The 26,455-nt window shown below is 66.6% G+C and carries 24 protein-coding genes; 15 read left to right on the top strand and 9 right to left on the bottom strand.

The genetic code is table 11. From position 1 onward, the window contains the following. Positions 1–3 precede the first annotated feature (3 nt). A complete protein-coding gene (locus tag G406_RS55680; protein ID WP_169736704.1) occupies positions 4–642 on the top strand; it encodes a GNAT family N-acetyltransferase in 639 nt (212 codons plus the stop codon). Here the strand turns inward: G406_RS55680 and G406_RS0115520 are convergent. Further along, positions 527–1,405 carry an alpha/beta hydrolase gene (locus G406_RS0115520; RefSeq protein WP_028934556.1) on the bottom strand — a complete coding sequence of 293 codons (879 nt, stop codon included), beginning with the start codon at positions 1,403–1,405 and terminating at the stop codon, positions 527–529. The genes G406_RS55680 and G406_RS0115520 overlap by 116 nt on opposite strands. 1,103 nt (positions 1,406–2,508) lie before the next feature. Here G406_RS0115520 and G406_RS0115515 point away from each other — a divergent pair. The 4 genes from G406_RS0115515 to G406_RS47155 all read left to right on the top strand — a co-directional run bounded on the left by G406_RS0115515 (position 2,509) and on the right by G406_RS47155 (position 5,447). Then, entirely contained in the window at positions 2,509–3,009 is a 501-nt protein-coding gene (locus G406_RS0115515) for a hypothetical protein (protein WP_028934555.1), read from the top strand. A gap of 237 nt (positions 3,010–3,246) precedes the next feature. Then, positions 3,247–3,525 (top strand): hypothetical protein, encoded by a 279-nt coding sequence (locus G406_RS0115510; RefSeq protein ID WP_169736703.1) that lies wholly within the window; start codon positions 3,247–3,249, stop codon positions 3,523–3,525. Between the two features lie 71 nt (positions 3,526–3,596). After that, positions 3,597–4,040, top strand: coding sequence for a hypothetical protein (locus G406_RS0115505; protein WP_156934895.1), 444 nt, complete (start codon positions 3,597–3,599; stop codon positions 4,038–4,040). Positions 4,041–4,721: 681 nt separating this feature from the next. Further along, positions 4,722–5,447 (top strand): ATP-binding cassette domain-containing protein, encoded by a 726-nt coding sequence (locus G406_RS47155; protein ID WP_064742932.1) that lies wholly within the window; start codon positions 4,722–4,724, stop codon positions 5,445–5,447. Positions 5,448–5,503: 56 nt separating this feature from the next. Here the strand turns inward: G406_RS47155 and G406_RS47150 are convergent, their stop codons facing one another. Next, positions 5,504–6,046 (bottom strand): hypothetical protein, encoded by a 543-nt coding sequence (locus tag G406_RS47150; RefSeq protein ID WP_037076801.1) that lies wholly within the window; start codon positions 6,044–6,046, stop codon positions 5,504–5,506. 470 nt (positions 6,047–6,516) lie between these two features. Between G406_RS47150 and G406_RS0115490 the strand changes: the two genes are divergently transcribed. The 7 genes from G406_RS0115490 to G406_RS47135 all read left to right on the top strand — a co-directional run bounded on the left by G406_RS0115490 (position 6,517) and on the right by G406_RS47135 (position 14,965). After that, entirely contained in the window at positions 6,517–7,431 is a 915-nt protein-coding gene (locus G406_RS0115490; RefSeq protein ID WP_028934552.1) for a LysR family transcriptional regulator, read from the top strand. 103 nt (positions 7,432–7,534) lie between these two features. Then, on the top strand, positions 7,535–8,116 hold the full coding sequence (locus G406_RS0115485) for a TetR/AcrR family transcriptional regulator (protein ID WP_028934551.1): 582 nt from the start codon (positions 7,535–7,537) through the stop codon (positions 8,114–8,116). Continuing rightward, positions 8,113–8,880 carry a hypothetical protein gene (locus G406_RS0115480; protein ID WP_211241165.1) on the top strand — a complete coding sequence of 256 codons (768 nt, stop codon included), beginning with the start codon at positions 8,113–8,115 and terminating at the stop codon, positions 8,878–8,880. Before G406_RS0115485 ends, G406_RS0115480 begins: the two co-directional genes overlap by 4 nt. A 232-nt stretch (positions 8,881–9,112) precedes the next feature. After that, positions 9,113–10,405, top strand: coding sequence for an ROK family transcriptional regulator (locus G406_RS0115475; RefSeq protein WP_084216100.1), 1,293 nt, complete (start codon positions 9,113–9,115; stop codon positions 10,403–10,405). Next, entirely contained in the window at positions 10,402–11,703 is a 1,302-nt protein-coding gene (locus tag G406_RS47145) for an ABC transporter substrate-binding protein (RefSeq protein ID WP_084216099.1), read from the top strand. Before G406_RS0115475 ends, G406_RS47145 begins: the two co-directional genes overlap by 4 nt. A gap of 226 nt (positions 11,704–11,929) precedes the next feature. Then, complete coding sequence (locus G406_RS54045) at positions 11,930–14,128, top strand: hypothetical protein (protein ID WP_051342150.1); 2,199 nt, start codon at positions 11,930–11,932, stop codon at positions 14,126–14,128. A gap of 78 nt (positions 14,129–14,206) precedes the next feature. Continuing rightward, entirely contained in the window at positions 14,207–14,965 is a 759-nt protein-coding gene (locus G406_RS47135; protein WP_051342149.1) for a hypothetical protein, read from the top strand. A gap of 43 nt (positions 14,966–15,008) precedes the next feature. Here the strand turns inward: G406_RS47135 and G406_RS47130 are convergent, their stop codons facing one another. Further along, on the bottom strand, positions 15,009–15,332 hold the full coding sequence (locus G406_RS47130; protein ID WP_051342148.1) for a hypothetical protein: 324 nt from the start codon (positions 15,330–15,332) through the stop codon (positions 15,009–15,011). A gap of 233 nt (positions 15,333–15,565) precedes the next feature. Between G406_RS47130 and G406_RS47125 the strand changes: the two genes are divergently transcribed. Both G406_RS47125 and G406_RS0115440 read left to right on the top strand, forming a co-directional pair. Next, positions 15,566–16,228: a GntR family transcriptional regulator gene (locus G406_RS47125; RefSeq protein ID WP_051342147.1), complete on the top strand. Its 663-nt coding sequence runs from the start codon at positions 15,566–15,568 to the stop codon at positions 16,226–16,228. 852 nt (positions 16,229–17,080) lie between these two features. Continuing rightward, entirely contained in the window at positions 17,081–17,524 is a 444-nt protein-coding gene (locus G406_RS0115440) for a roadblock/LC7 domain-containing protein (RefSeq protein ID WP_028934548.1), read from the top strand. A gap of 1,170 nt (positions 17,525–18,694) precedes the next feature. Here G406_RS0115440 and G406_RS0115435 read toward each other — a convergent pair. Continuing rightward, a complete protein-coding gene (locus tag G406_RS0115435; RefSeq protein ID WP_028934547.1) occupies positions 18,695–19,909 on the bottom strand; it encodes an ABC transporter permease in 1,215 nt (404 codons plus the stop codon). A gap of 303 nt (positions 19,910–20,212) precedes the next feature. Between G406_RS0115435 and G406_RS59720 the strand changes: the two genes are divergently transcribed. Beyond that, a complete protein-coding gene (locus G406_RS59720) occupies positions 20,213–20,491 on the top strand; it encodes an FDXHR family putative zinc-binding protein (RefSeq protein WP_037076797.1) in 279 nt (92 codons plus the stop codon). A 30-nt stretch (positions 20,492–20,521) separates the two neighbouring features. Here G406_RS59720 and G406_RS0115425 read toward each other — a convergent pair whose 3' ends face one another. From G406_RS0115425 to G406_RS47115, 5 genes are all read right to left on the bottom strand, one after another. Further along, positions 20,522–21,211, bottom strand: coding sequence for a response regulator transcription factor (locus G406_RS0115425; RefSeq protein WP_281172441.1), 690 nt, complete (start codon positions 21,209–21,211; stop codon positions 20,522–20,524). Positions 21,212–21,325: 114 nt separating this feature from the next. Continuing rightward, the gene (locus G406_RS0115420; protein ID WP_028934545.1) at positions 21,326–22,768 is read right to left on the bottom strand and encodes a DedA family protein; all 1,443 of its coding nucleotides are present in this window, start codon (positions 22,766–22,768) and stop codon (positions 21,326–21,328) included. Between the two features lie 17 nt (positions 22,769–22,785). Beyond that, on the bottom strand, positions 22,786–24,906 hold the full coding sequence (locus G406_RS55195; RefSeq protein WP_028934544.1) for a glycosyltransferase: 2,121 nt from the start codon (positions 24,904–24,906) through the stop codon (positions 22,786–22,788). Beyond that, entirely contained in the window at positions 24,903–25,649 is a 747-nt protein-coding gene (locus G406_RS0115410; protein WP_156934893.1) for a DUF998 domain-containing protein, read from the bottom strand. The genes G406_RS55195 and G406_RS0115410 overlap by 4 nt, the downstream gene beginning before the upstream one ends. A 41-nt stretch (positions 25,650–25,690) precedes the next feature. After that, a complete protein-coding gene (locus G406_RS47115) occupies positions 25,691–26,248 on the bottom strand; it encodes a class I SAM-dependent methyltransferase (protein WP_245607124.1) in 558 nt (185 codons plus the stop codon). Positions 26,249–26,455: the final 207 nt, after the last annotated feature.

Here is a 26,455-nt window from a genome sequence, read left to right as displayed (position 1 = left end):
CCGGTGTCGGCGGTGCCTGACTACAGCGACGGTGTCGTGCTGTTGACCGAGTACGTCCTCGGGGACCTGCGGGCGCATCTGCTGGGCGAGGACGAGGAGACCGCACGGCGTTTCGGCTGGTGGCCCGAGGTGTCGACCGAACAGTCCGTACTGGCGGCGTTCGAGGACTGGGCGACGAGCCGGCGCACCGGCGGTTCGGTCCACACCTTCGCGGTGCGGCTCGTCGACGTCGATGAATTGGTCGGTGGATGCCAGCTGCACGCCCAGCCGGACGGCTCGGGCGAGGTGTCGTACTGGACCGGTGTCGGGCATCGGGGCAACGGCTACGCGACGCGTGCGTTGCGCCTGCTGGTCGGGCACGCGTCGGCGGTCGGGGTCGGCAGAATCGGCGCGGAGATCGCGGCGGACAACCTGGCGTCCCGTGCGGTCGTCGAGGCCGCCGGCTTCATGATGGCCGGGGAGTTCGATCGGGACGGGGTAGGGCACGTTCGCTACACCAGTGAGGTCGCCGGGGATCCAGGACAGCTCAGGGCCCCGGCGGGGCGGCCAGGAAGCGCAGCGCCTCCGGTAGGACACGGCGCCAATAGCCGGGAGTGTGCGCGCCGGGCGACAGCCGCGCGAGCGCTGGGTGTTGCTGGGTGACGAGCTGTCGGGCGGCGGGGTAGAACGGGTCTTCCTGCCCGCACCACACGCCGAGCCGGGGCAGGGGTGTCGGGTGGAGCAGCGGTTCGGTGGCCGACCAGACGGCCACGCTGTCGAACGCATGGCTGGCGAGCGTGTCGTTCCAGGTCGGGAACAGTGCCGGGCTGAGTACGGCGACGGCCGGGATGTCGCCGGTCGCGCGAGCGCGGGCGCGGGCGTAGTTGAGCGCGCCGTAGCAGCCCGCCGAGATGCCCAGCACGGATGTGGGCGTCCCATCGTGCGCGGCCAGACCGAACGAGGTGAGCCAGCGGGGCAGTTCACTGCGCAGCATGGCCTGCGGATCGTCGCCGGGGGTCTGCTCCACCCAGTACGTGTGGCCGGCGTCCACGGTGACCACCGCGAACGGAGGGTCACCCGCCGCCACCGCGGCGGCCAGGAACTGAGGCAGCCCCAGCGTGACCATCATGGGTGCGACGTTGTCGCGGCCGGGTAGCAGCAGACAGACGGGCAGCCGGGACGGTGGTATGCCGTCCGGGACCATGGTGATCACGGTGATGTCCCGGTTCCGGGCCGCCGAGTGCAGGCGTCGCGTGGTGACGGTGACCGGGCCGGGCGCGGGCACGGCTCCGTCCGGCCCGGTCAGGCCGAGTACCCGCCGTGCCTGGTACTCGCCGGGCAGCGCGCCGTCCCACAGCGCCGCACCGGTGCCCGCAGCGCCGAACGCGCCCGCCGCGCCAAGCAGAGCCGTCCGCCGGGTGATCACACCAGGGGATGGTACTTCGGGATCACCGCAGCTACCCAACCCCTTCTGGCCAGCTGAAACAGGTTGTTACCGCGTTGTTGCTGCAAGGGTCGGTTGACTGGCACTCTCTTGGGTGTGATGACGACCAGAAAGGCCCATGCCGCGTAATCGGCCCTCAGTACTGCGCGCGCGGGGGAAGGCGGTGTCGATCCCCGGCGTTCCCCTGTCCACGAGTCGGGCGCTGGATCGGCTCGGCAGCCGGCGGTTGAGTTCAGGCGCCGTCGCGCTGGCGCTGTGGGGCTGGCAACGAGCGACTCGGATGCCCGCAGGCTTCTGCTGCTACTCATGGGATTGTGACTACTGCTGGTGGGAGACGCCGTGGGAGGCGGGGCCGCCGTGGTATCGGGATGTGCTCGAGGCTGTCCTGCTGGCACTTCCGGCCCGGCACGCGCCGCCGTTACGTGCGGTCGTGGTGCAAGCCGATCGACTGATCCAGGCCAAGATCATCCAAGACCCGGCGGCCGATCCGAATCAACCGTGGTGGTGGTGCAGACTGAGACAGTCGCCGAACTATTAGTTCGGGACCCAGCCATTCAACCACCGCCTTAGGCGTATTCAGTTTCTAGCGTTGGCATCGAATGAACGCTGCTGACTCCGTTCGGATCGAGCGCTCGCTGAGCTGGGGTCGATGAGTATCGACCGCGGGCGACCAGCGGAAGTGCCGTGAATTAGGAACGAGTTAGCACGCCGTTAGTCGCACCGCTGATTGGCTGACCGGCGGGGGCTTCGTGGAAGAGGTGAATCATGCGCAACCATCAGCGGGGGAATGGTTCGGCTGAGAGGGAGCGCCACCAGCGATGACCTGGCCCTACCTCGAATCCAGTCAACCTCAGCGGCTGACCGAACCTTGCCCTCGGCCGCGGGCGCCCTTCGGCACAGAACGAGACGTCTGGCGGGCTCCCTCGGCGACGCGACCGGGCGGCGGCTTCGATACTCCCTTCGGAGGCGATCCCCTGTGGACGGCTCAGGACGCTGTACCGGAGCCGGGTCCGTACCCGGGCGTCAGCCGGGTACCGGACCGGCTCGGTGGGACCGGGACCGGGACCGGGTCCGGTCATCGGTGGGTGGCGGTCCGGGCGTACCTGGTCGGCGAGTTCGAGCAGATACGCGAGAGGCTCGCCCGGGCAGTGGTCACGGTGTCCAGGGCCGATCTCCGGCAGGGACGGCGGTGGGTCGTCACGATCATCGGCGGGCTGCTCGCGCTAGCCGGCGTTCTCATCGGGTTGCTGGCCAGTAACCCGCAGCCGACGTCGTTCCCTCTGGTGAGCTCAATGAACCGAGGCGCGGTCGCGCCGCCGCAGGCCCACCCGCAGATAGCTCAACCAGACGCCCGACCTGCCCGGATTGCGTCCACCGACCCCGACGACGGCACTCGCGCCGACCAAGCGGTGTCCGAGCCGAGGCCGGTAGCGAAGGCGCGGACCGCGGAACGCCATGCCCAGCCGCTCGGATCGGTGCGCGGTCGGGGACAACCGACGCGGTCGCCAGTCGGTGGTGGACAGGAGATGGCCGAGAACCTGATCGGCTCCTTCGCTTCGGGTGGGTTCCCCGGCTCTGGCCACTGAACCGACGCCGCAACATTAACGACTGGTTCAGCCGAGCATAAAACGGCGCCAAGAGATCGAGGCCAGGTTTACTTTTAGAACTAACTTAGGCTCGCATTAAGAAATGGTGTGCTTCGCTGATCGCTGACAAGGGCTGGGGGATTGCAGCCTTCGACAATTTCCGCTCTCACGAAAGAATGGCCCATGCATCGTACGAAAATTCTGGTGGTTGCCGCGGCGGTTGGTGTCTTCGGGACCTTGTTCGGCACCGTAGGCAGCGCGTACGCCGCTGAGCCGAGGCTCAGCGGGCACAGCGGATACGACTGTGGTGACGACTGGTCGTCGTGCATGGACGACTGGGAGAAAATCGCGCACCACGGTGGACCGGACTGGGACTCCTCGGGTAAGGCCATCGCCTGCTCTGACGGCTACCACACGGTGAAGGACAAGAAGGACAAAGAGGGCGAGGGCCTGTCGGTGAAGCACGGCCATTACAAGGGACACGACGATTGCTGGATCGTGCGTTACGACGGCTAAGGTCGGGTCCCACACCCGGTGTCCCCGGTGGATCGGGGACACCGGGTTCTCTCTGCACGTCGAGGTGGCGGATGAATGAAGTGGTGGCCGGTGCCGGCCTGTTCGCGTTCATCTCCAGCTTTCTGCCGTGGTACGGCTCGACGGTGACGGTCCTCGGTCTGCGCTCCACGTCTAGCCTCGACGCGTGGGATAGCGGCTTCGCGGCCTGGTTCGCGGTGCTGCTGCTCGCCGGCGCCGGGGTACTGGCACTGCTCGGGCTGGTGGACGGCCGACAGCGGCGCTCGATCCCGAGATGGCTGGCCATGCTGGGTCTGTCGATACTGGCGTTCGGATTGATCCTCGGCCGTTGGGCGACCTTCCGCGATCAGGCCGTCCTTCAAGGAACGTCGCAGCACTTCGACATCAGTGTCGGCGGGGCGTTCTCGGCCTCCGGCGGTGTCCAGAGCGGTCTCTATCTGTGTCTGCTCGCCGCGATCGTGGCGGTCGTGGGCTCGATCCGAATGCCTCGTCCCTGATCACCGAGGGCCGGGGGCTGTTTCTCCATGGTCGAACAGCCTCCGGCCCTCGGTGGCCACGGCCGCCGGGTTCGACGTCGTCCCGAGGGGCGAAAACAGCGTCTCCGTTGAAGCTACTGATGGTAGCTATGGAAACTTAGGCATCCGTTAAGTTTTGACTGTGCTCCTGTCCAGCACACTGCGAGGCGACTCGCATGTGATCGAGGACGGAGAGCACGATTTGATGAGCACTCCCGCGATTTCCGAAGTGACGGTGCCCCTGAGTGAATTACGGGCTGGGGCGCCCGCACCGCGTCCTTGGCCACCCGGTGAGACGCTCGACCAGCATGACTCCGCGCCCGCGGTCCGGCGGCGTAGGGGTCCAGGGATGCGGATTCAGTTCGTCGTCACCGACTCCGATGGAGTTCAGGTGATGTCGGGTGGAAGTCCGACCGAGGCCGGTGAGCTGGGCAGTCTGGCCAACGTCGGCCATGTCGTTCGATTGCTGCGGGCCGATAATGTGGTTCTTCAGCCGGGCCAACGACTGACGACATGGGTCGAGAAGTACCCGCCGAGATCGCCCCGAGATGTCGACGAAGGCCAGTAATACAACGCTCAATCGAACCCAGGGTTCCGCCGCCTGCCGGTACATTTGCTCGGCTCGTTGGATAAGGTTCCCACTGGACGGGATATTCGTCGGAGATGACCGCTTTCTCAGTACGCGACCTATCGTTTCTGAGCGACGACGTCCAACCCCTGTCCGATATATCTTTTTGGGCTAGAGCGGGGGAGATCACCGCTCTGGTCGGGGGTCATGGCGCCGGCAAATCGGCGTTGGTGCGATGTCTGTCGGGTATGTGCCCGCCGACCAGCGGGCAGGTACTGATCGACGACCGGTCGCTTCGATTGAGCAGCGTCAAGGACGCCCATCGCGCCGGTATCGAGACGGTCCATCAGGGCGTGGCAGTGGCCGAGGAGTTGGCAGTCTGGCAGAACCTGTTCTTGAATCGGGAACTGCGGACCGGTCCGTTCCTCGACCGGTTGACGATGCAGGCCTACGCTTCCGTCGTCCTCGCGGAGCTGGCGGTGGACATACCCTCGGCAGGTACGCGGGTGCGCAAGCTGTCCCGTGGACAACGTCGAGCGATGGCGGTCTGCAGAGCCGACCTGTTCGATGCCCGCACAGTGATCATCGACGATCCGACCGCCTCGCTGAGCGCCGGCGAGGCGGAGAGGGTGGAACAGCTGATCAGAAGGCTGCGCCGCCCCGACCGCGCCGTACTGTTCCTCAGCCCGGACTTCGAGCAGGGACTGCGTCTCTCCGAACAGATCTGGGTGATGCGCGCTGGTCAGGTGATCGGTGGCCGCCGATCCCGGCTCACCACCAGTGAGGAGATCGGCGGCATGTTGGCGGACGCATCTCGGTAGCCGCGGGCCGGCCTCCGAACTCGTGGCGGTCGCCGCCATCCGGTTCGTGCTCGTCCTCAGTTGCTGAGCAGCGTGTTCGACGAGGTCAGGTCGTTGAGGCCGGAATCGTCGTCGTCGTCGGAGCTCCTCGACCGGTGCGTGGGCTTGTGATCACCGCCCTCGCCGTGCCGGTCCGGCTGTTTCTTCGAATCCGGCTTCTGGGCGCCGGCATGTTGGGTGTTCCGTCCGTCGACCAGCTGTCGTTTCGGCTGCGTGAGCTTCGAGGCGACGATTCCCGGCGTCGGAATCGGTGGCTGTATGCGAACCGGGGCCGGTGGCTGTGGGGGTAGTGGCGGGGGCAGCGAGATGGGTGAGGCCGGTGCGGAGAACGCCGGGTCGGTGGGCAGCCGTTCCGGTTGCGGTGTCTTCCTCGGGTGAGTGTCGCTCTTCAGCGAGACCCCTTCGGTGCCTGCCGAGCCGATCCAGGAGCGGATGTCGACCGAATGCAGCGGACCGTCCGGCGCGATAGTGGCCGCCACACCGCCGACGAGGGCGAAGGCCAGCACGGAGAACGCGGCTGCGGTCACCCACCGTCGCCCGGTCCAGCTGGAGCGCGTCACGACCGGGGGTGTCTTGGATCTCGCCGTCTCTCTCAGTGCGTGACGTCCGGCGCCAGGCCCTGGTGCGAGCGGCTCGTCGCACTGTCGGGACTTCCGCGCGTCGAGCTTGCTGTGGATTCCAGCCACTGGAGCCTCCGTGGGGCTCTGCGCACCGTCCCCGGCGCTGACGTCGTCATTTCCCCGAGTGGTGAGCGAGGGCGCCCGGGCAGGCGACGAGGCAGCCCGGGCGTCGTCGGCAAGGCACTGAAGCACCAAAGTCCTTAAGAGTGCGATAAATGGTCCGCAAGTCGGCAATAAGAGCGACATCTCGAATCCGTAATGGCGCCATGACGGTTAGCTGAGCAGACGGCTCTCGCCGAAGTGGCGGATTTCGCCAGGAGCGGGCCTGTGACGCTAAGGCCCGCGCTACGATCATTTCCGCAAGCGGAACATCTCGACGCTTTACATTCGATCCTACTGGAAGATTGGTGATGTTCGACCTGCATCGGCTCAAGCTGCTCCGCGAATTCAAACATCGCGGCACACTCAGCGCCGTCGCCGTTGCGCTCTCCTACAGCCCCTCGACCATTTCGCAGCAGCTGTCCCAGCTCGAGCGTGAGGTGGGGGTGCGGCTGCTGGTGCCGGACGGCCGCAGGCTTCGGCTGACCCCTCAGGCGGAGATCCTGGTCGGGCACGCCGAGGTGATACTGCGACAGGTGACCGCCGCCGAGTCCGACATCGCCCGGTCGATGGAGGAGCTGATCGGCACGGTGTGTATCAGCGCATTTCAGACGGTGAACCTGTCACTGATCCCGATCATGCTGACCGAGCTGAAGGAATTGCACCCCGGTCTGCGGGTCGAGGTGGCCCAGATCGACTCGGAGACCGCGCTGCGCACGATGCTCGCCGGTGATCTGGACCTGGTTGTCGGCGAGGAGTACCCAGGGCATCCGATCAGCAGATCCGCAGAGCTGGAACGGGTGGAGCTGTCGGTGGACCGGGTGCGGCTGGCCCACCCGGCCGGTCACCGCCTTTCGCCCGATACCCGGGGGATGGCCGATCTGGCGGGTCGGGCGTGGGTGATGGAACCGTCCGGCTGTGCCTCTCGGCAGTGGGCGGTCGAGTTGTGCCGCGATGCGGGTTTCGAGCCTGACGTCCGGTACGAGACCAGCGACATCATGATGCATCTTCGGCTGGTCGAGCAGGGGCACGCGGTGGCGTTGTTGCCGGACCTACTGTGGTTCGAACAGCCGCCGACCGTGCCGTTGCGGCCGCTGGTGCGGCGCCCGGACACGCGCAAGCTGTTCACCGCGACCCAGCGAGGCAATGGCGAGCATCCGGCCGTCGCCGCGTGTCGTGACTCGCTGCTCCGCGCAGTTCACGCATTGGCGGACATCTCGATTTAGCCCGGCATGTCATTGCGTTAGCCCCCGGTTAGCAATTCTTCGATGACCCTGACTGCCGAACCGGAGATCATCGATTCGGCGGGCCGGCGAACAGGGTAGGATTATGAGAACCAGTGCGACCGGGCCTTCGGTGCGCAAGCTGACGCTGCTCGAGTCGGCCTATGAATACATTCAGCGGCGAGGGTTGTCGGATCTGTCCCTGCGCCCTCTTGCCACCGAAGTAGGGTCGAGTCCCCGGGTGCTGTTGTTCTTGTTCGGCAGCAAGCACGACCTGATCCGGGAAGTGCTCGCTCGGGCCCGCACGGACGAGCGGCGAATTCTGAATCAGCTGCGGAGACACGACCGACCTGAGCCGGCCGGCATCGAGCGGGCCGCGATGGAGCTCTGGACGTGGCTGAGCGAGCCGGTGCGTCGGCCGCTGCTCGCGCTGTGGGCGGAGGCGTACGCGCGCTCGGTCACCGCGTCGCCGGGACCAACTGAGGGTTTCGCCAAGGACGCGGTCGAGGAGTGGCTGGCGGCACTGGCCGCCGCGCAACCGGCCGACGTGCGGGCAAGCGTGGCGGGCGCGACGCAACGCACCCTGATCTTGGCCGTATTGCGCGGGGCGCTGCTGGATCTGCTCGCCACCGACGATCTCGACCGGACTACGTCGGCCGTCCACCACCACCTCGCGGTCTTCCGTTGAGTATCCCGGTCCGAAACACCAAGGGAGACATCGTGCCGGGAAGTGTTCACGATCTGCTCGTCATCGAGCGGATTCTGCGGGACCGGGGCGGAATCTGGTGTCAGGTTCACGACAAGCGGGACCTGAAGGCGCTGATCGTGCGGATGGCGACAAGCTCGATCATCTCGCTGGCGTGTTACGGCGCGGTACTCGGCGCCTCGCACAGCGCGGTGCAAGCACTGTCGTCCGCGGTGAAACTGCCCATCCTGTTTGTGGTGACCATAGCGATCTGTCTGCCGACGCTCTACCTGTTCAACCTGGTCTTCGGCGCCAGGCTGTCGGTGTCACAGGCGCTGGCGCTTGTTCTGCTGGCCGTGACCGTGACGTCGGTACTGTCGCTGACCTTCGCGCCGATCAGCCTGTTCTTCCTGGTCACCGCACCACAGTATGAGTTCTACAAGCTACTCAACGTGGCCATCCTGCTGCTGACCGCACTCGTGGGCCTGCGGTTTCTCATATCCGGGATGAATGGGCTCAACCGGCTCGCCCGCCTCGGGGCGCAGCCGAGCGAAGAGAGGGATCCGGCGCAGTCCGCACAATCCGAGGGAAACACCGCGGCCCCCACGTTGCTGTATGTGTGGGTGCTGCTGTTCGGGTTCGTCGGGACTCAGCTTGGGTGGACGTTGCGTCCTTTCGTCGGAAGCCCCGGCGAACCATTCCAAATCTTCCGGCCCATCGGCGGAAACTTCTACGTCGACATCGTGCGCACCATCGCGCACATGTGATCCGGGCGGATCGATGCTCTCGCCTCTACTCCATCGACGAGCCGAACACGCCGTGAAGTAACGATCATCGAGCGGGTGATGGGCACCACGGGTGCGACCCGATTCGGAGGAGATGCCTGATGGTCAGATCGGCGATTCTCGTCGGGGAGTTCTCGTGTGTGCCAGGCCGAATGCTGAAATCAGTACTCTTTAAAGGGTTGACACTGACAGCGAGGGGTGAACACTCCGTCATATGTTGACCCACCAAACTAATCAGTCCTCGGCCTTCACCGCCCAGGCGATGGTTCGCGGGGGCAACCTGGGCGCGGTGCTGCGTGCGCTGAAAGCAGAGCGCACATTGTCAAGGGCTGACGCGGCCAAGATCACCGGTTTGAGCAGGGCCACGGTGTCCAGCCTGGTCAGCCAGTTGCTCGAAGCAGGGTTGGTTCGGGAGGTCGGTATCCGGACCGGGTCGGTCGGCAGGCCGGGCACGCTGTTGGAGCTGAACCCGCTCGGTGGCTCGGTGATCAGTGTGGAGATCGGCGGGGACTTCGTCGCGACGCGGCTGTCCGACTTCGTCGCCACCCCGATCTGGCAGCGCCGCATCGGCCTTGCCGAAGACAGTGCACTCTCCGTCGTGCTCGAGGTGGCCACCGAGCTGGCGACGCTGGCCATGGAACAGGCTCCCGCCGAGGTGATCGGGGTCTGTGTCGGTGTCCCCGGTCTGGTCGACGTCGAACGCGGTGTCCTGGTGCACTCCAGCGAACTGGACTGCACCCAGGCGCCGATCCGCTCTTGGTTGAGCGCCCGACTGGATGCACCGATCCACTTGGTCGAAGAGGCGAACCTCTCGGCTCTCGGGGAAGTGTTCTCCGGGGACAGCGGTGCCGCGGGGAGCATCGACGCGGTGCTGGACAGCATGGCCGGTCTCGGGCGTGCCCGGTGCGCGGACGTCCTCTACCTGAGTGTGGGGTCCGGTATTCACGGCGGGTTCGTCGTCAACGGGCAGCTGATGTCCGGGCACCGAGGTTTTGCCGGCGGTGTCGGGCACATGGTCGTAGACCCGGGCGGGGCGGTGTGCCGGTGCGGTGGGCGCGGCTGCTGGGATACTCGCGCGAGCCAGCGCGCCCTGTTCGACCAGGTGCATGCGCAGGCACGGCGCGGGATGCACTCGCCGTTGCTGCGGCTGACCTCCTACCAGCTCACCGTGGACCGGGTGGTGGCTGCCGCCAGGTCAGGCGACCCGGTTGCGGTGGCCGCGCTCGCCGACGTCGGGCAGTGGCTGGGCCTGGGCATCGCGAATCTGGTGACCGCGCTCAACCCGGCGAGGATCGTGCTCGGTGGCACTCTCAGCCCGGCAGCCGATCTGCTCATTCCGACCATCGACACCATGCTGCGGGACACCAGCCTGGTCTGGGCCGCTGGGCCGGGTGAGGTGCTGCCCGCGTCGCACGGGCGCGACGCGTGCCTGGTGGGCGGCGCCGCGACGATTCTGGCCGGGGTGTTCTCCGACCCGCTGTCGCTGACCGGACGGAAAGCCGGATGATCACCGGTTTACTCGACACCCCTACCGGCTACGGACCACCAGCTCGGTCCCCTCGCTGGAGCCTTGCGGCAGCGGCCCGCCCATTGGCGGGCGTCGAGATCACTCTGCCGGTGCTGGACCGGCCGGGATACCCGGCGGCGGTCGAGCTGGCCGCCGAGTTCGCGGCGCTCACCGGTATCCGGGTGCGGTCCCGCGAGTTCGATTACCTCCGGCTGCGACACGACCAGGCCGAGAATCTCCGCGACGGAGCCGGTGCGTTCGACCTGCTGCTGGTCGACTGCATCTGGATCGGCCAGTACGTTTCCGAAGGTTGGCTGGTTCCGCTCGGTGAGTTCTACACCGATCCGGAACTGGCTGATCCCGGGCTGGAGCTGCACGGGTTCTTCCAGGTACTGCTCAGTGTGGTGGGCACCTGGCGGCGTGCTGTCTACGGGATGCCGTTCGAAAGCTCGGCCGGATTGCTCTACTACAACAAGACCCTGCTGAGAGAAGCCGGGCTGTCCGGTCCGCCGGTGCACTGGTCGGAGCTGTTGGCGTTGGCTCCCCGGCTGACCAGCGGCGGGCGTCACGCGTTCGCGCTGCCCTCGCTGCGCGGTGAGACACAGACCGCGGGCTCGTTCCTGCGGATGCTGCGCCAGGCGGGCGGCGAGCTGCTCGACCCGGCGACGTTCGAGCCGCGACTGCACAGCCCCGCGGCCCGTGACGGGTTGGAGTTCCGGCGGCGGCTGCGCGAGTACATGCCACCGGATGTGACCGAGTGGGGCGACCCGGACGCGCTGCGCGCGCTGGCCGAAGACCGGGTGGCGATGATCACCACCTGGAATCCCGGATTCGAGGTGCTGCCCCCGCACATCGGGGTCGCGGTGGAACCGATCGGGCTCGATGGTGAGCGGCATGCGCCGTTGGGTGGCTACGCCCTCGGTGTCAGCTCTCAGGTGGCGCCCGAGCGGCAGCGCGCGGCCTGGCTGCTCGCCCAGTGGCTGACCTCCGCGCCGGTGGCGGCCCGACACATCGACGCTGGCGGCAGCCCGGCACGCCGTGGCGCATACGCCACGCCGCCGTCCAAACCACGTCACCCGAGGCTGGACCCGTTGCTGCGGACCTGGAGCAGCTACGTCGATCCGGCGTATCGGCCCCGGTTCGCGGAGTATCCGAGGGTTTCCGAGCTGATCTCCCTCGAAGGTCTGCGCCTGATGCGCGGCGAACGCACCGTGCGCGGAGCCATCGGAGTGATCGAGTCGGGACTCCGGGAGCTGCTCGACGACTACCTGACCGGAAGCAGGGCCAAGGTGCTGTGAGGCGATGGCCGTGCGACGCGGCTACGCAAGAACGCGGTCCGAGGCAGCGGCGAGACAATCCGGTCCGGACTTGAAATGATTTTGGTGCGCGAAAATGTGGACCGATGAGGGAGAATAAATCTGAGCTAAAACCATTCTAATTCAATCTCAAGACGGTAGTGATCGGGATGCGACGTCGCCGATGATTCATAGTCCACGAATTATGACTTCGCTGAGGAGAAACCTCGTGATCCTGTCCCGCGACCTGATCGACGCGTTGGCGCGGGTGGTGGCCGAGGCGGTTCCGGTACTGGTCGCGGCTACGCCCCACGAAGCGGCTGTCGATCTCGGCAGGCACAATCTGCACGATCCGTTCAGCTCGTTCGGGCGGAAGTTGCCTGTCGGCCTGCCCGACCTGCTGTACCCGGTGCTGGAGCGGATGGCGCTCGTTCCGCCCACCGAGCTCGTCGACCATCCCGCGCTGGCGTTGACCGATGAACTATGGGGGCAGCTGGACGAGCAGCTGCACATGCAGCGGCGACTTCGGGAGTCACCTGACGGAAGTTTCTCCCTGGTCGGCTTCTCGCGACCGGCTGAAGGACCCCGGCCTGAGCCGCTACCGGATCCACTGGCGAGTGCACGAGAGCTGCTCAGGGCTTCGGTCCTGACGTTGGTGCGACACCGACTGATCATCCCGCTGCTGGCCTCCTCGGCGCGGACCGAAGCGGAGCTCGCGGCCGCCCACGGTGCCGGTCATCTCGCCGTGTGTCTGGCCACCGCACTGGCGATCCAGCGAGCCATGGCGCATGTCGCGAGCGACCCCGATCTGATCAGATCGCTCGGCTGGGTCGGGTACTGTGAAACGTACGTGCTGCTGAGTCGGGCGCTGCCACCCGACGGATACGATGCGGCCGCGCTCGCCGCGCAGCGGAGCGGATACACCTTGCCGCGCACCGCCGTCACCTGGGTCGGGGCGCCACAGCAGCGGTTGGTCCTCGTCGAAGGCTTCTCCGCCGCCATGCGGATCACTCAGGTCCAGCACGTCGATCCGGTGCAGGCGACGCGCAACCGCGAGTACGCACCGGTCAGCGAACTGATCCCGGACACCGTCCAGGATTTCACCCGCAACGGGCTGGTCGCCGTGGTCGACGGGGTGCCGATCATCCGCACCGGCGCCCCCGCGCACCTCGTCGAGGTCTGCATGGAACTTCATGACGCCATGCCTGAGCTGGACATCCAGAGCTGGGACGAGGTCGTCGAGATCTCCTGGACCGCCGTGCAGGGGGCGGGCACAGTGCTGGGGACGATCACCCCGTGGCCGAGTCCCGTCGGCCTGCAGACCCCGCCCTGGCCTGGCGACTATCGAATCCGAGTCCACGCGGTGGGCCGCGACGATCGGTCCCTCGGCGGGCGCTATCGACTGCTCGTCTGGCCGGCGCCCACCGCGCCGGAGATCGTGCACAAGGCAACGGACCAACTCGGCCGCCGTCTGCGCGGCGAACCCTACGGTCATCAGCATCCGTCGTTGCGCGGGACCGAGAACGTACATATCAGCTACGGGATGTACTGCATCGGGTATCCACCGGACGGTGTTCCGACGGTCGGGCCTCACGACCGAGGCATGCTCTTCTCAGACGGCCATCACGGCGCCATCGTTACGACAGGGACCTTCTCCGGCCAGGTCGAGATCACGGTCGAGATCGGCGGACCACTTGAACCGCACCCGGGTGACCAGGCCTGGGACCTGACCGAAGAGGTCACGATCACCAGCACCGGTGATGAGGTCGCGGTGTGGCCGCTGTTCGACGGCGGAGTAGAACTACCCCGCCTGACCACGACACCGGGACAACGCTACCGGCTGCGCGTCTCAGCGCGCGGCGGACGCGATCTCGGTGACCTGGACCCGGATGAGGCTCCGGTGGAGTCACATCTGGTCCAGCTGTGGCCGGAACAACGCGCCGTGATCGATCTGACCATCCGGATCGACTACAGCCAGGTGTATGTCTACGGTGGCCCGCCGCCCGAGGAGGACACCGTGCTGCGCTCGCTCCGCCATGCCTACGACAGCGCTCTTTTCGTCGGCTGCGCGGACGACTTGATCACCATCCTCACGCCGGTGCAGTGGAACTTCGATGCACCCCTGCGCATCGAGATTCTGTCCGCGCCGCCACATCCGGACCTCGAGGACTGGGACCATGTCGTGGACGTCGATCTCGACATCCCGCACGGCGAGCTGTCGTTCGAGGCCTCCGGCGGGGATGATCCGATCACCTGCCAGGTCCCGGCCGGTTTCTACCGTGCCTGGATCGCCGGACGAGGTTATGACGAGGCAGTCCGACAGTGCGGTGGTGGCGCGGACTCCTACCGCTTGCAGCTGTGGCGCGGCGCGGCACCGGAGCCACCTGAACTGCGCAGGAGCTGGCCGGGATTCGCCACGTATTCCTGAGTGCCCCCGGCGTGACGACCTGTCCACCGGAGAGCTGTCGCGCTCGACGTCGCCTACGAGTCATCCCAGGGACCTGCCATGAACATCGGTGTCGTGCTGACGATGGGCATCACTGGGATCGTCCTGTTGGCCCTGCTGTGGCCGGACCGGACTCGCGGGTTTCGGTTGCTCGAACGGTGGCGGGTGATCCACCCGACCGAGGCCGAGGTGACTGTCGCCGTCACTTATTTGAAGCGCCGGCGTATCTGGTATCCCTTGCTGTTCCTGGGGGTGACATGGTCGGTCTCATCGCCGGAGTCAGGTTCAGTCAAGCTCTCCTCGCTGTTGGCCACACTCCTGTTGGGGGGATTGCTGGCTGAGCTGTGGGGGCAGTGGGCTTCCCGCGGCCGCGCATCCGCCGAGTCGTCGGCGGTGCGGGCACCACGGGTCGGAGACCTGGTGTCCCGCTGGTCGATCTGCGCGGTCGCCGTGCTCTCGGTGTGGCCGGCCGGGCTGGCCGCGCTGGCGCTGACCGGCGTCGGTTGGGCGCGGCGGATGCAACCTGATCCGGGGACGGTGCTGGTCGGGGTCGTGGTGGTGAACGCCGTCGGTTGGGCGTTGGCCTGGCTCTCGACGCGACAGACCTCGACAGGCCAGCCGCGGGCCGACCAGGCACTTGCGCGGCGGGGTGCCCGGGTCGCGGCGGGACTGACCGCGGCGATGTCGGGTGTCGCCTGCTCTCCGACAGGGTTCGGGGGCGGTGTCACAGCGTTGATCGGGCTGGTGTGCTGGTTGACGATCGCGACACCACCATCGCGACGGCCTCCGAAGACGAGATCACTCAACGACAAGAAATAGATCATCGATGATGATGCGTGCTGCTGCAGCCCGATGCTCCTGGTCATGGCGATGGGCGGTGGTGCTCCGGAAGTGGGGTATGTCCGATCGCGTGCAGGATGTCGGCCAACTTGACCAGGTCCGAGGGCGTCGGTTCGGAATCTTCACGCAACATCGCGGTGAGAGGTTGCCAGGATTCAGACAGCCTGCCGATCGTGAGGGTATGTGGAGAGAAGCTGTACACGTCGTACAACTGATCACCGGGGATCACCCAGAAATAGTTGTCCTCGAGGGTGATTTCATGAGTCCCGCCGCGTTCGAGATGGGTGAGGATCTTTTCGAGAACGGTGCGCAGGTGATCGACTGGGAGGGTGATGTGTCCGCGCATGGCCGAGAAGGATACCAAGTACCTCGCTTCACGCGGGTAGGGAGAATCATAATTCTTTCCTAAGGATCTCTGCGTAGAGCTCTTCAGTAAATCCCTAAAGGAGGGTAATGATTCAGTGAAGTCGATGCGATGAACCCAATCTCGCTATATTGTATCGCCCGACTCCTCTGCGACGACTACGGAAGTGAGATATGAACCCTAGGGCCCACACTCCGGTTGCCGGGTCCGTTTCGGTGGTCGAGCGAGTCACCAATGCACTACGCGCGGAGATCCTCGTCGGCCGGATGAAGCCGGGGTTGGAATTCACTCAGCGCGAGGTGGCGGCCCGGTTCAGTGTCAGCTACATCCCGGTGCGGGAGGCGCTGCGGACATTGGAGGCGGAGGGGCTGTTGCTCACCAGTCGGTCCCGTGGCACCCGTGTCGCCCCGGTGAACGCCGAGGAATGCGTGGCGATCTTTCGGCTACGTCGCCGCATTGAACCGGAGCTGGCCGCCCGCGCCGCCGTCGAACACCCGAGTGAGAGCCTCGACTCGATCGAGCGCATGTTGGGGGCTTGCGGTGATCCGTTGATCACGAGGGAAGAGCATGACGAGCTGCACCAGGAGGTACATCTGAGCCTCTTACGGCCCGCGATGACCAGTTGGGACCGCAACCTGGTCCAGATGCTTGCGCGCGCCAGTACCCGTTACGGGTGGCTGGCGTACGCGGGGGCAGGTGGACACGAGCGGCACGGCTACGCCGCTGTGCACGTCGAGGCCCACCATGATCTGGTGCGGTCCCTTCGGGCAGGCGACGCCGTCGCTGCCCGGGAGATCATGCGCCGCTATCTGGACACCGCGGGCCGCGCCGCGGTGGGTGCGCTGGAGGTCGGGTATCAGTCGGATCATCCGGAGTGACGGATGGTCTCCGTGCGCCGCCGGTCTCCGCTCCAAGGGGCGTGGCTCGGTCGTCTGGGGCCGGGACTGAAGATCGATTCGGTGGTTCTGAGAATTTACTCAGGACAGGAGGCCGCTCAACGCATCAGAGGAACCGTTCGTCGCGCGAAAGTGGTTGCTGAACAAACTATTGTCAGTGGGTGCGCTTCAGCATAGATTCTAGAAACTGCGCGGATACTGCCAGAACTTTGAGCGGATACTTCCATTTCGGTGGTGGTTCAAGGTGGAGGTCTAGCCGGAATGACTGGCCAAGCGGCTTCTGAGTGGACTTACCCCGGGTGCTGGGCCGAGTCGGATTCTCCTTCTGTGGGAATTCCGGTTGGAACGGAGCAATCGAGTACGTCCACGAACGACTCGATCGGATCATTCGGGGACGGCCGGTCGAGGCCGCGGTCACCCAGCGAGGTCAGTCCACAGGCGAGTGGGTTGCAGGAAATGCTCGACGCACTGGGCCGTGAGCTCGAGGCCGCGATACATCGGTGTGACCTCATTGGGGTGCGGGAGACCGTTGCCGCGCGGGCCGCGACCTGGATCGCGCTAGCCGACTTGGCACAAATCGCTCATCCCGCGTATGCACTGGCCTGTCACGCCGCAGCATATTGGGAATGGGAGACCGTCGAGGATCTGTCTGATAAAGTCGGAAAGTCGGAGGATCGGTCATCCGCGACGGGCTGGAGTTCTGAGCAATCGTCGTTTGCACAAGAACCGGAGCAGTCGCACCTCGTTCGAATCTTGCTTGCCGCAAGTGGTAAATCGTTCTGAGAAATGATGTTGTTGAGTTCAGTGTCTTGTCCGAGTATGACGCTGTGATAGATGGGTGGAGAGGTACTGTCCACTATGCGCCGTAATGACCTCGACTGGCTGCTCACCGGGTTCGTCAACCGGGTTGCGGGTATCGACCATGCCTTGCTGGTGTCATCTGAAGGATTGCTGCTGGCGAGTACTCCTGAAGTGTCGCCCGCTCTGGGTGATCAGCTCGCCGCGGTGACTTCCGGGGTGATCAGTCTCAGTCGCGGTGCGGCGAACTTCCTGCGTGCGGGCCAACTCAACCACACGCTGCTGGAGATGGAGGGCGCTCTGGTCCTCCTGATGTCGATCAGTAATGGGTCGTTCCTCACCATCGTCGCCTCACCGACGGCTGATCTCGGGCTGGTTGGCTTCGAAATGGCTCGGCTTACCGAACAACTCAACCATACGTTCACCCCGGTGGACCGTGTCCCGCAGCTCAACATGGGCAGACATCAGAAGATTCGCTGAGTTCCGGCACGGCAAGAACGCCCGCCGCCACACGCACAGCGTGAGTCACCACGAACCGGATTGGGTTCCCAGCCACCCCTGTAGCAAGCGCCCAGGAATGTCATCAATGATATCGGGTCGAACGGGGCGGATGATTCCGTGGGCACTTCTGTTCTTTGACCGCCGTTGACCGGTTGTTCGGTGTTGGGCAGGCGGACGTTGTGCGCGAACGGGTTTCGTCGGAGCTGGATCCGGGATCAGCACCGGCGCCGAAGGGGCGGGGAGCTGAAAGGCCGCCGAATCGTGGACGATTGCATTGGCGATGGCGGGTGGAACGGGTTGACGGCTCATCGGTAGCGAGGTGAGCAGTACCGCTGACAGTCCGAATAGACCGAACACCCCGACCGTGAGCCAGATTCGGATCCGTTCCGACGGCAAGGACGTCGTGGCCGCGTGGCGGGAAGTGGTGGAACCCTCAATTTTCCCGCACAGCGCGGTAACGACCCCCTTGTTTCGTGTGGTTGCGCTGTGGGCGCCCGCTCGCTGACTGGATAGTGTTGTTCGAGACGTGGTGGCGGCGCGGTTGAGTATCTGTTGAATCGGGATGGCGCACGAGGGGTGGCGGCCGTGGCGCGCGTCGGATGAGACGCGGACGGTCTGCTTCGTTGACACGTGAAGCAACGTATGAGACGAAGGTGACTTCTGTCTATGGTTTGTTCACTGACCGGTTCGCGCATTCTTTACTGGGTTTTATGTCGGGTCTAGTGCGGTGGTAATCGCTGTGCGTTTGGACTTCGGTGGTCCAGCACGTCTGGGGCCCATTCGGGCCGGAGGTACAGGAGAGGTCGAATGAAACGCAGATTGATCACGGTGATCGCGGCGTCAGCGCTTGCGGTCGGGGCCGGCTTGATCGCCGCGCCTCAAGCGATGGCCCACCCGAGCGGGTCGGTCTTGGCCGAGGGAGCGGGAGGCGTCGAGATTGTCACGATAGAGGCGTCGAAGAGTTCGCCCGGGTCTCAGCAGCCGCCTGCTGAGCCTGGGACTACGGCACCGGAACCGGGATCGGCACCGGGCAGCAACTAGTGTTCATCCGCGTCGGCTCCCACGGCTCGATCGCGGGGCCGGCGCGGAACACGGGCCTCTCAACCGGTAGCCGGCGTCGCCGACGATACATGGGACGAGTGTGCCAGGTCACTGATAGCGCAGGGCTTCGATGGGCTGGAGGCGGGCGGCGCGGAAGGCCGGATAGCCGCCCGCGATCAGGCCGATGGCCAGGCTGACCGCGAAGGCGATCGTGACCGCAGGGATCGAGACCTGCGGGACGCCGAAGTCCTCGGTCACCGTGGGGATGATCCTTGCCGCGGCGAGCACGATCCCCACTCCGAACAGGATCCCCATGAGGCCACCGAGCCCGGCCAGCACGGTGGACTCGATCAGGAACTGTTTCAGGATCGTGTTGCGGCGTGCGCCGATCGCCTTGCGGATGCCGATCTCCCGGGTTCGTTCGGTGACCGAGACCAACATGATGTTGGCCACCCCTATCCCGCCGACGAGCAGCGAGATGCCTGCCACGGCGACGATGAACAGGGTCAGGAAGGTCATGAACTGGTTGATCTTGTCCAGCTGGTTCTGCAGTGCGGTGACCTTGAAATCTTCTTTCGCCGGGTCGGTGATGTTGTGCCGTGCGGACAGAACCCGGGTGATCTGCTCGACGGCGGCGGGCACGTCGGCGATCGTGGTCGCCTTGGCGACCAGCCCGCTGATCGTCTTGTTCCCGCCGAGGAGGTAGGCCCTGGCGGTGCTCAGCGGCATCAGCGCCACGTTGTCGGAGCCGCCGTCCGACTTGAGTACGCCGATGACCTTGAAGTTCGACCGGCTGATCCGGACGGTCTTGCCGTATGCGGCGGCCGCGTCACCGTTGAAGAGGTTCGCCACCACCTCCGGACCGATCAGCGTGACCCGGGCGGCGGACTTCAGATCGGCCTCGGTGAACATCGAGCCGAGCACGATCTGCCGGTTGCTCACGGTCAGGAAGTCCGTTGTCGAGCCGGTGATCTGGCCGCGGAACGGAGCACCTGGACCGTTGTGGATGTTCCCGGTTCCGACCAGCTGCGGCGTCACCGAGGCCAGCGCTGGCGCCCTGTCTCGCAGGGCCTGTACGTCACCGTCCTTGAGCGCGCGAGGTTTACCACTGCCCGGTACCTCGCCCTCGATCTTGCTGACGACCACCGCGGTGGCCAGCGCACCGAAGGACTTGCTGAATCCGGCCTTCATGCCGTCGCCGAGCCCCACCAGGACGATCACCGCCGTCACGCCGATCACGATGCCGACCGTGGTCAGCGCCGAGCGCAGCTTGTTCGCGCGCAGGCTGCGCCCTGCGATGATCATCGTCTCTGCGAAGTTCATTCATGTGTCCGTCCCGCTCGTCGGCCTCTCGAGCATCGCCGGGCGCGGGTCACCGGCGCATATAGGTCGATACCAAATGCGTCGATCGACGGTCACAAAGTAGTACCGCCTCGCGGGTTCTGGTCGATGACGTTGCCGGAATGGAAGTGCAGCAGCGGGATGACTATCCCGACGCTATGCGGACCATAAGGTCGAGTAAGGAACGGTCCATACCGCTCCGGTGCCCGGCGATTCGGCGAGCATGACACGCCGTCGGCCGCAGGCTGTGAATTCTGTGAGCTGAACGGATTAGCCTTACCGTCCGTGGAAGACCGTGCGTATCTGCTGGCGATTTGCTGTGGGGGGTGCCTAAATCGCTGGGCCGGCAGTGAGCGTGCGCATTGCCGGGTATGCCATGCGACTTTCGATGACGTCGAGCTGTTCGATCTTCATCGGGGTGACGGACGCTGTCTGTCAGGACGGGCGTTGGGTCTGGTCATGACCAAGAACGGTATCTGGCATCGAGAGGCGGGCCGCGGCAATCCCGGGGTCCCGTCACCGATCAGCCGTCGATCCGTCGCGGGGTCACGGACCGTTGACTGACCTCGCTCACGCTCGATTGTGATCAACGGGTCAGGAGAGTAAGGCGCTGGACTCCACCTGGATCGCCAGTACCGCCAGTTGCACTCGGTTGGTGCGCCCGGTCTTGTTGATCAGCGACGCGATGTGGGTCTTGACCGTGGTCACGCCCACATGCAGCCGGTCGGCGATGTCGTGGTTGGAGGCTCCGCTCGGCAGCAGGAGCAGGACCTCCCGCTCTCGGGCGGTCAGGTTGATGGGTGCGCCGGAGCCGCAATGGGTGGCCGGGTCCGAGGGCGCGGGCTGGTAGGTGGCCTTGGCCACGATCCGGGACAACACGTCCGGGCTGAACGCCGGTTCATCGCGGGCGACGCTGCGGATCGCCTGCACGATCTGCGCGGCGGATGCATGTTTGGCCAGAAAGCCGCGCGCTCCGGCGGTCAACGCGTGGTAGAGGTGTTCGTCGTCGTCGAACGTGGTCAGCACCAGGACTCGGGCGCGGGGATGCTCACGTGCGAGCCGAGTGGTCGCGGCGGTGCCGTCCATTCCCGGCATCCGCAGATCCATGACGACGACGTCGACCGGGTGGGTGCGCACCAGCTGCAGCGCCTGCGTACCGTTGTCCGCCTCGCCGACGACTGTGATATCGTCGATAACATCTAGCATCATCCGCAGTCCAGAGCGCACCACGGGCTGGTCATCGACCAGGGCAACCTGGATCACCTCGGACCTCCACGGCCTCATTCATCGGCCGGGACACTGCCGCTCACCCGTGCGCACTGATGGACCCGGCTCGGGGCGTGATGATACCGACCCGCGCGATTCTCGCTGCAGGCGAGGTGTTTGTGACGAATGAGATCACCCAGCCAGGCTCTTCGACGGTGCAACCGCATCCGCAGGGATAGTTGTCCGCTCGACCGGCTCCGAGGTGCGGCCGGTGGGATGGGCAGCGGCGTTGGTCAGCAACAGCGCCCAGCCGGTGCCGAGTAGCAGAGCGGCGAGAGTGTCACTGGGCAGAGCGAGACCGGTGTAGAGGCGAGCTCCCGCCAAGGCCGAGACGATCAAGGCAGCGCCGGTCCACAGCGCGGTGCGAGTGGTCCAGCCGCCCGCTCGGCCGCAGCGCCAGGCGGTGAGCGCTACGGCGCAGGTGACGACGGCGGTCTGGGTGGAGAACAGTTCCCCACCCTCCAGGACCCTTGGCGCGTCCGTGATCACTGAGAGCCGATCGGTGACTCCGGCCAGGATGGCGAGTGCGGCGAAACCGCCGATCGTGCTCAGCGCGCGCTGTGTCCTCGACCTGATGGGGTGGGGGACGGCCAGTGCGCGGCGTATCGCGAGCAGCGACAGCGCCGCGGCCGCGATGAGGACGAACGACGTGCGCAGCACCGAGACCAGTATCAACGCGGGACCGGTCAGGTGATAGTCCTGATGCGCGGCCAACCACTCGGCGACCGGAACGTCGATGCTGCGCGGACCGGCATGGCCCGCGATCCAGGACGCACTGAATTGGGTGAGTACCGCGAGAGTGATCGCCGCGGCGGTGAGCACCAGCAGGTTGACCGCGAGCGCACCGCGCGCGTTCGTGTGCCGTCGCAGCCACGCGGTCCACCTGCCTCGACGCCTCGACATGATCCGCGACATCGCCCGCGCGGGCTGGGTCGCCGACAACGCCGTGGCGGCGGCGTGCACAGGTTCCGGGTGGCGAGCGACCCAGCGACCGCACAGGATCAGCAGCATCGCGGTCGCCACCGCGACCAGCAGGACCGTGGTGGCGGAGCCGAACGCGGATGAGATCGCCTCGTACGAAGCGCCCGCCAGGTAGCCGCCCACGATGAACCCCGGTACCCACAGTGTGATCGCGGGCAGGCTGGCGGCGGCGAAATGGCGGTACCGCTGGCCGTTCATCCCGGCCAGCCGGGGGACCAGGGTGCGGGCCACCGCGACGAACTGGCCGAAGAACACCGCCCGGCGACCGAAGCGGGCGAACAGCTGATCGGCGCGGTCCCACTGGGCGGCGCCGACCCAGTGGCCCCACCGGCTGCTACGGACCCGCGTTCCGTTGCGGCGCCCGGACCAGAATGCGGCCGTGGTGCCCGCCACCCCGGCCAGAACAGCGGTGCCGAGCGCCGAGGGCAGGCCCACCAGTCCGGCCCTGGCGAAGAAGCCGAGCAGCAACAACGCGGTCGTGCCTGGCAACGGGACGCCGACGACCACGGCCACTTCGAAGGTCACCGAGAGGCCGAGGACGAGTAACAGCAACAGGGGCGGCAAGCCGCCCAGATAATCGCGAACGGCACTCATGAGTTCTCCCGTGATGCTCATTCCGGATGCGCGGCAGGCACGGGTATGTCGTGCTCGAGCACTGAGGTGTAAAGGGATTCGAAGGTGGTGAGGGTGGCGTTGATGTCGTGCGCGGCGATGAGCTGTCGGCTAGCCGCCCCCATGGCGGCCAGCGCATCGGGTTGAGCGCAGGTGGTGGCGAGCAACTCGGCGAGCACGGTGGACTCGCCCGGCGGGAACAGCCATCCGTTGCGGCCGGGCCGAACGAGGTGCGGCAGCGCCACCGCATCGGCCGCGATGATCGGCTTTCCCGCCGCCATTGCCTCCATGGTCGCCAGGCTCTGCAACTCGGCGGTGCCTGGCATGCAGAACACCGTGCACCGGGCGTAGGCCCGCGCGAGCTCAGCCTCACTGACGAAGCCGTGGAATCTGACCCGGTCGGCGATACCCAGTTGCTCCGCCAGCCGGGCCAACGTGGTGCGCAGCGGGCCGTCGCCGACGATGTCCGAGGTCAGGTCGGGTACCGACGCGACGGCGCGCAACAGCACGTCGACGTGCTTCTCCTCGTCCAGTCGCCCGACGAACAACACGGAAGGAGGCGCGTCGCCCAGCTTCGCGCTCGCGTGATCGGTGAGCAGGTTCACCCCGCAGGAGACGGCCAGGGTGCGCGAGGACACGCCGTACCGGGTCAGCAGGCTGACCGCGGTGGGCGTCGGAGCGGTGATCACACGGGCAGGCCGCAGGACCGAGACGAGATCCCGCCAGGCCAACGAACGGGCGGCTCCGCGCAGCCAACGTGGCACGCGCAGGTGACCGAACAGGTTCTCCGGCATGAAATGGTTCGTCGCGACGATCGGTATGCGCAGCGCGGCCGCCTGTCGCACCAGTGCTCGGCCGACCAGGAAATGAGCCTGCACGTGCACCAGGTCAGGACGCAGCGCGGTGAGCAGTCTCCGCGCGCCCGCGTGGGCTCGCCACAGCAGACAGATCCGGAATGACGGGTGCATCGGGGTGCGGTGTGCGGGCACTCGGTGCAGGGTGACTCCGTCGACCTCGTCCACCCGCTCGCGACCGGTGTCGGACGGGCAGAGCACGTGCACGTCATGGCCCCGTCCCGCCAGCCCGCCCGCGAGTTGCTGTGCGAACCGGGCGGCACCGTTGATATCGGGCGGGAAGGTGTCCGCGCCGATCACGACCCGCAACTGCCGATCCGACGGCAGGTCCGGCAGGCGCTGGCTCTGGGGCACAGGTTGCTCGCTCAGCCGATACCCGTCGACCCCGGCGGTGGTGGCCTGGCTCCCCGACGCGAAGGTCGGGCCGGGCCGCAGGGCGAGGGCGATCACGCCGATGATCGCCAAGGTCGCGCCGAGGGCCTCACCGATCGCGGCGGTCGTGTCGGCCGGGTGTCCCTCGTGGAACAAGAACATCCCGATCAGCACTCCGACCAGGGGGTCGACGACGGTCTGGGTGGCTTGCGCCGTGTCGACCCCGCCGCTGGCATAGGCCTGCTGCAGACAGGCCGCACCCGCCACCAGTAACAGCGCGATCCCCAGCAGGGGCAGTGTCGGCAGGTCGGTCACACCGCTGTCCCACAGGGGACTGGCCACGATCCTGGTCAGCGCGGACACCGCCGCGTACGCGACGCCGGTAGCGGCCGCGAAGGCCAGGCCGCGCGTCCACCCGCGCATCGTGAGCGCGCAGACCACCAATCCGGTAGTGGCCACCCCGGCGATCGCCATCACCTGCCGATCGGCGCCGGATGGAATACGGGCGGCCCCATTCGCTTGCCCGGCCACCAGCACTACGAAGACGACGATGCCGAAACCGCTGGTCAGGGCGGCGATCACGGTGTGCCGACTCGGGACGGTTGAGGAGAACAATACGGCGAACCCGATGGCGAGCACACCGATGGGTTGCACCACGGTCAACGGTGCGCAGGCCAGCGCTACGGCGTGCAGAGCGGTGCCGATGCCCAGGGCAGCCAGCCCGATCCGCCAGTTCCGGTCGCGCACCAGCTTCCGCAGCGTCGCGGTGGAGAGCGGGGCGCGGCGGCCAGGCCGCGGATCGGGGAACGCGTGCACGGCGGCGTGCTGAACCTGAGCCGCGACGGCGTAGGTGAGGGCGGCCATGGTGGCCAGGAGAATCCCCAGGAGGATCACGCGCACCTCCGGTCGCGGCGGGCGCCTGCCAGCGCGGTCGCCGCCAGCAGCGCGAGGTCGACGGTGAGCAGCACCCGCTCGCTCAGCCCGCGCGGCGCCAACTTGGCGATCACGCCCGCCATCGGGATGCCAGGGGCTATCCGGGGCAGGTGGCTGATCAGGAAGACCGCGCCCGCCGTGACACTGGCCCCGAGCAACCCGCGCAGCAGGACGGCCGGTCGGTCGATGCGCCGGGCCACCGCACTCGCGGCGATCGGCAGGCCGAAGAAGAACACGCCGACACCCCAGCGGTGCAGCACGGTCGACAGTGAGGCGGCGGATTCCGGCGCATTGGTCGGGAAGATCGTCGAGATCACGAGGCCGAGGCACCCCGCACTGAGCAGCACGCAGACCGGCGCCGGATCCGGCAGCTCCGAGCGCACCAGCACGACCGGTACCGCCGACGTGGCGACGGCCACGGCCAGGGTGACCGCCCCGAGGCGCGCCGGGCCTCCAGGCAGTGAGGCGTAGTCGCTGATCGTGGTGGTCAGCGGGTCGAGCCGACCCGCCGACCACACGTGCAACCCGGCCGAACCGGCACCGGCGACCCCCAACGCCCCGATCGCCAGCATCAGCGGCCCGGTCGGGTCGACCCTGCCGATCTCGCCGGGAGGAACGTAGGTCGTCGGTCGCGGGTGGTTCGTCCGCCGGCCCCCGAACCGGGTCGACCTCGCTCGGCGTCCGACGTCGTTGATCGGGTTCACGGTCTCCACCGCCAAGTGGACGCGGGCCCCGTGCTCGGGGCTCAAGCTCCCGTTCCCGCCGTGCGCGGTACCGGGTATCGACAGACGTAGGTGAGTGCCGGCAGGAAATTGGCCCAGACGGTCTGGGTGGGTAGAACTTCGCCGAAGTGCTGGTGGAGCAGCCTTCGGAACCGCCGCGCCGGCTGGAGGGGGGTGGCGTTGAGATAGGCGAATGTGGTGAACACGCCGGTGGGATGCAACGCTGTGGTGATCCGGTCGAGCAGCGTCGCCTGGACATCGGCTCGGAACAGTGTCCACGGCAGGCCGCTGATGATGACGTCGGCTGTGTCGAGCCGGTGCCGCGCGAGCACGTCGAGGAGGTCGGCGGCGTCGGTGTGGTAGGCGACGACGTCCGGGTGGCGGGTACGGAGGTAGGCGATCAGGCCGGCGTTGGTGTCCAGCGCGAGATGCAGGCCGCGTCCCCGCAGTCGGCGGCCGATGGCTGAGGTCACCGGTCCGGTACCTGGACCGAGTTCGACGACCGTGGGGTCGCCGTCACCGGGGATGACCTCGGCGAGCCTGTGTGCCAGACGCGCTGAGCTGGGAGCCAACGCCCCCACGGTGAGGGGAGACCGCACTACAGCGGCGGCGAAAGCCGCCCATGCGGATCCACCCCCGGAAGGTTCTGCGACGGAGGTCGTCGGGGAAGCGGTTGTTTCGTTCACCGGATCACGGTGTCGGGCCGATGCGCACGGCGAACCCTCCGAACGGTCGAAGGTGTGTGCCCTGAGGGAGGAGCCGCGGTGTCCGTCGGGTGGAGTCGTCAA

Origin of the sequence: Actinospineispora spinosispora DSM 44797, from assembly GCF_000429025.1 — a bacterium.
GTDB lineage: Bacteria > Actinomycetota > Actinomycetes > Mycobacteriales > Pseudonocardiaceae > Pseudonocardia > Pseudonocardia spinosispora.
This window is presented reverse-complemented; position numbering and strand designations above follow the sequence as displayed.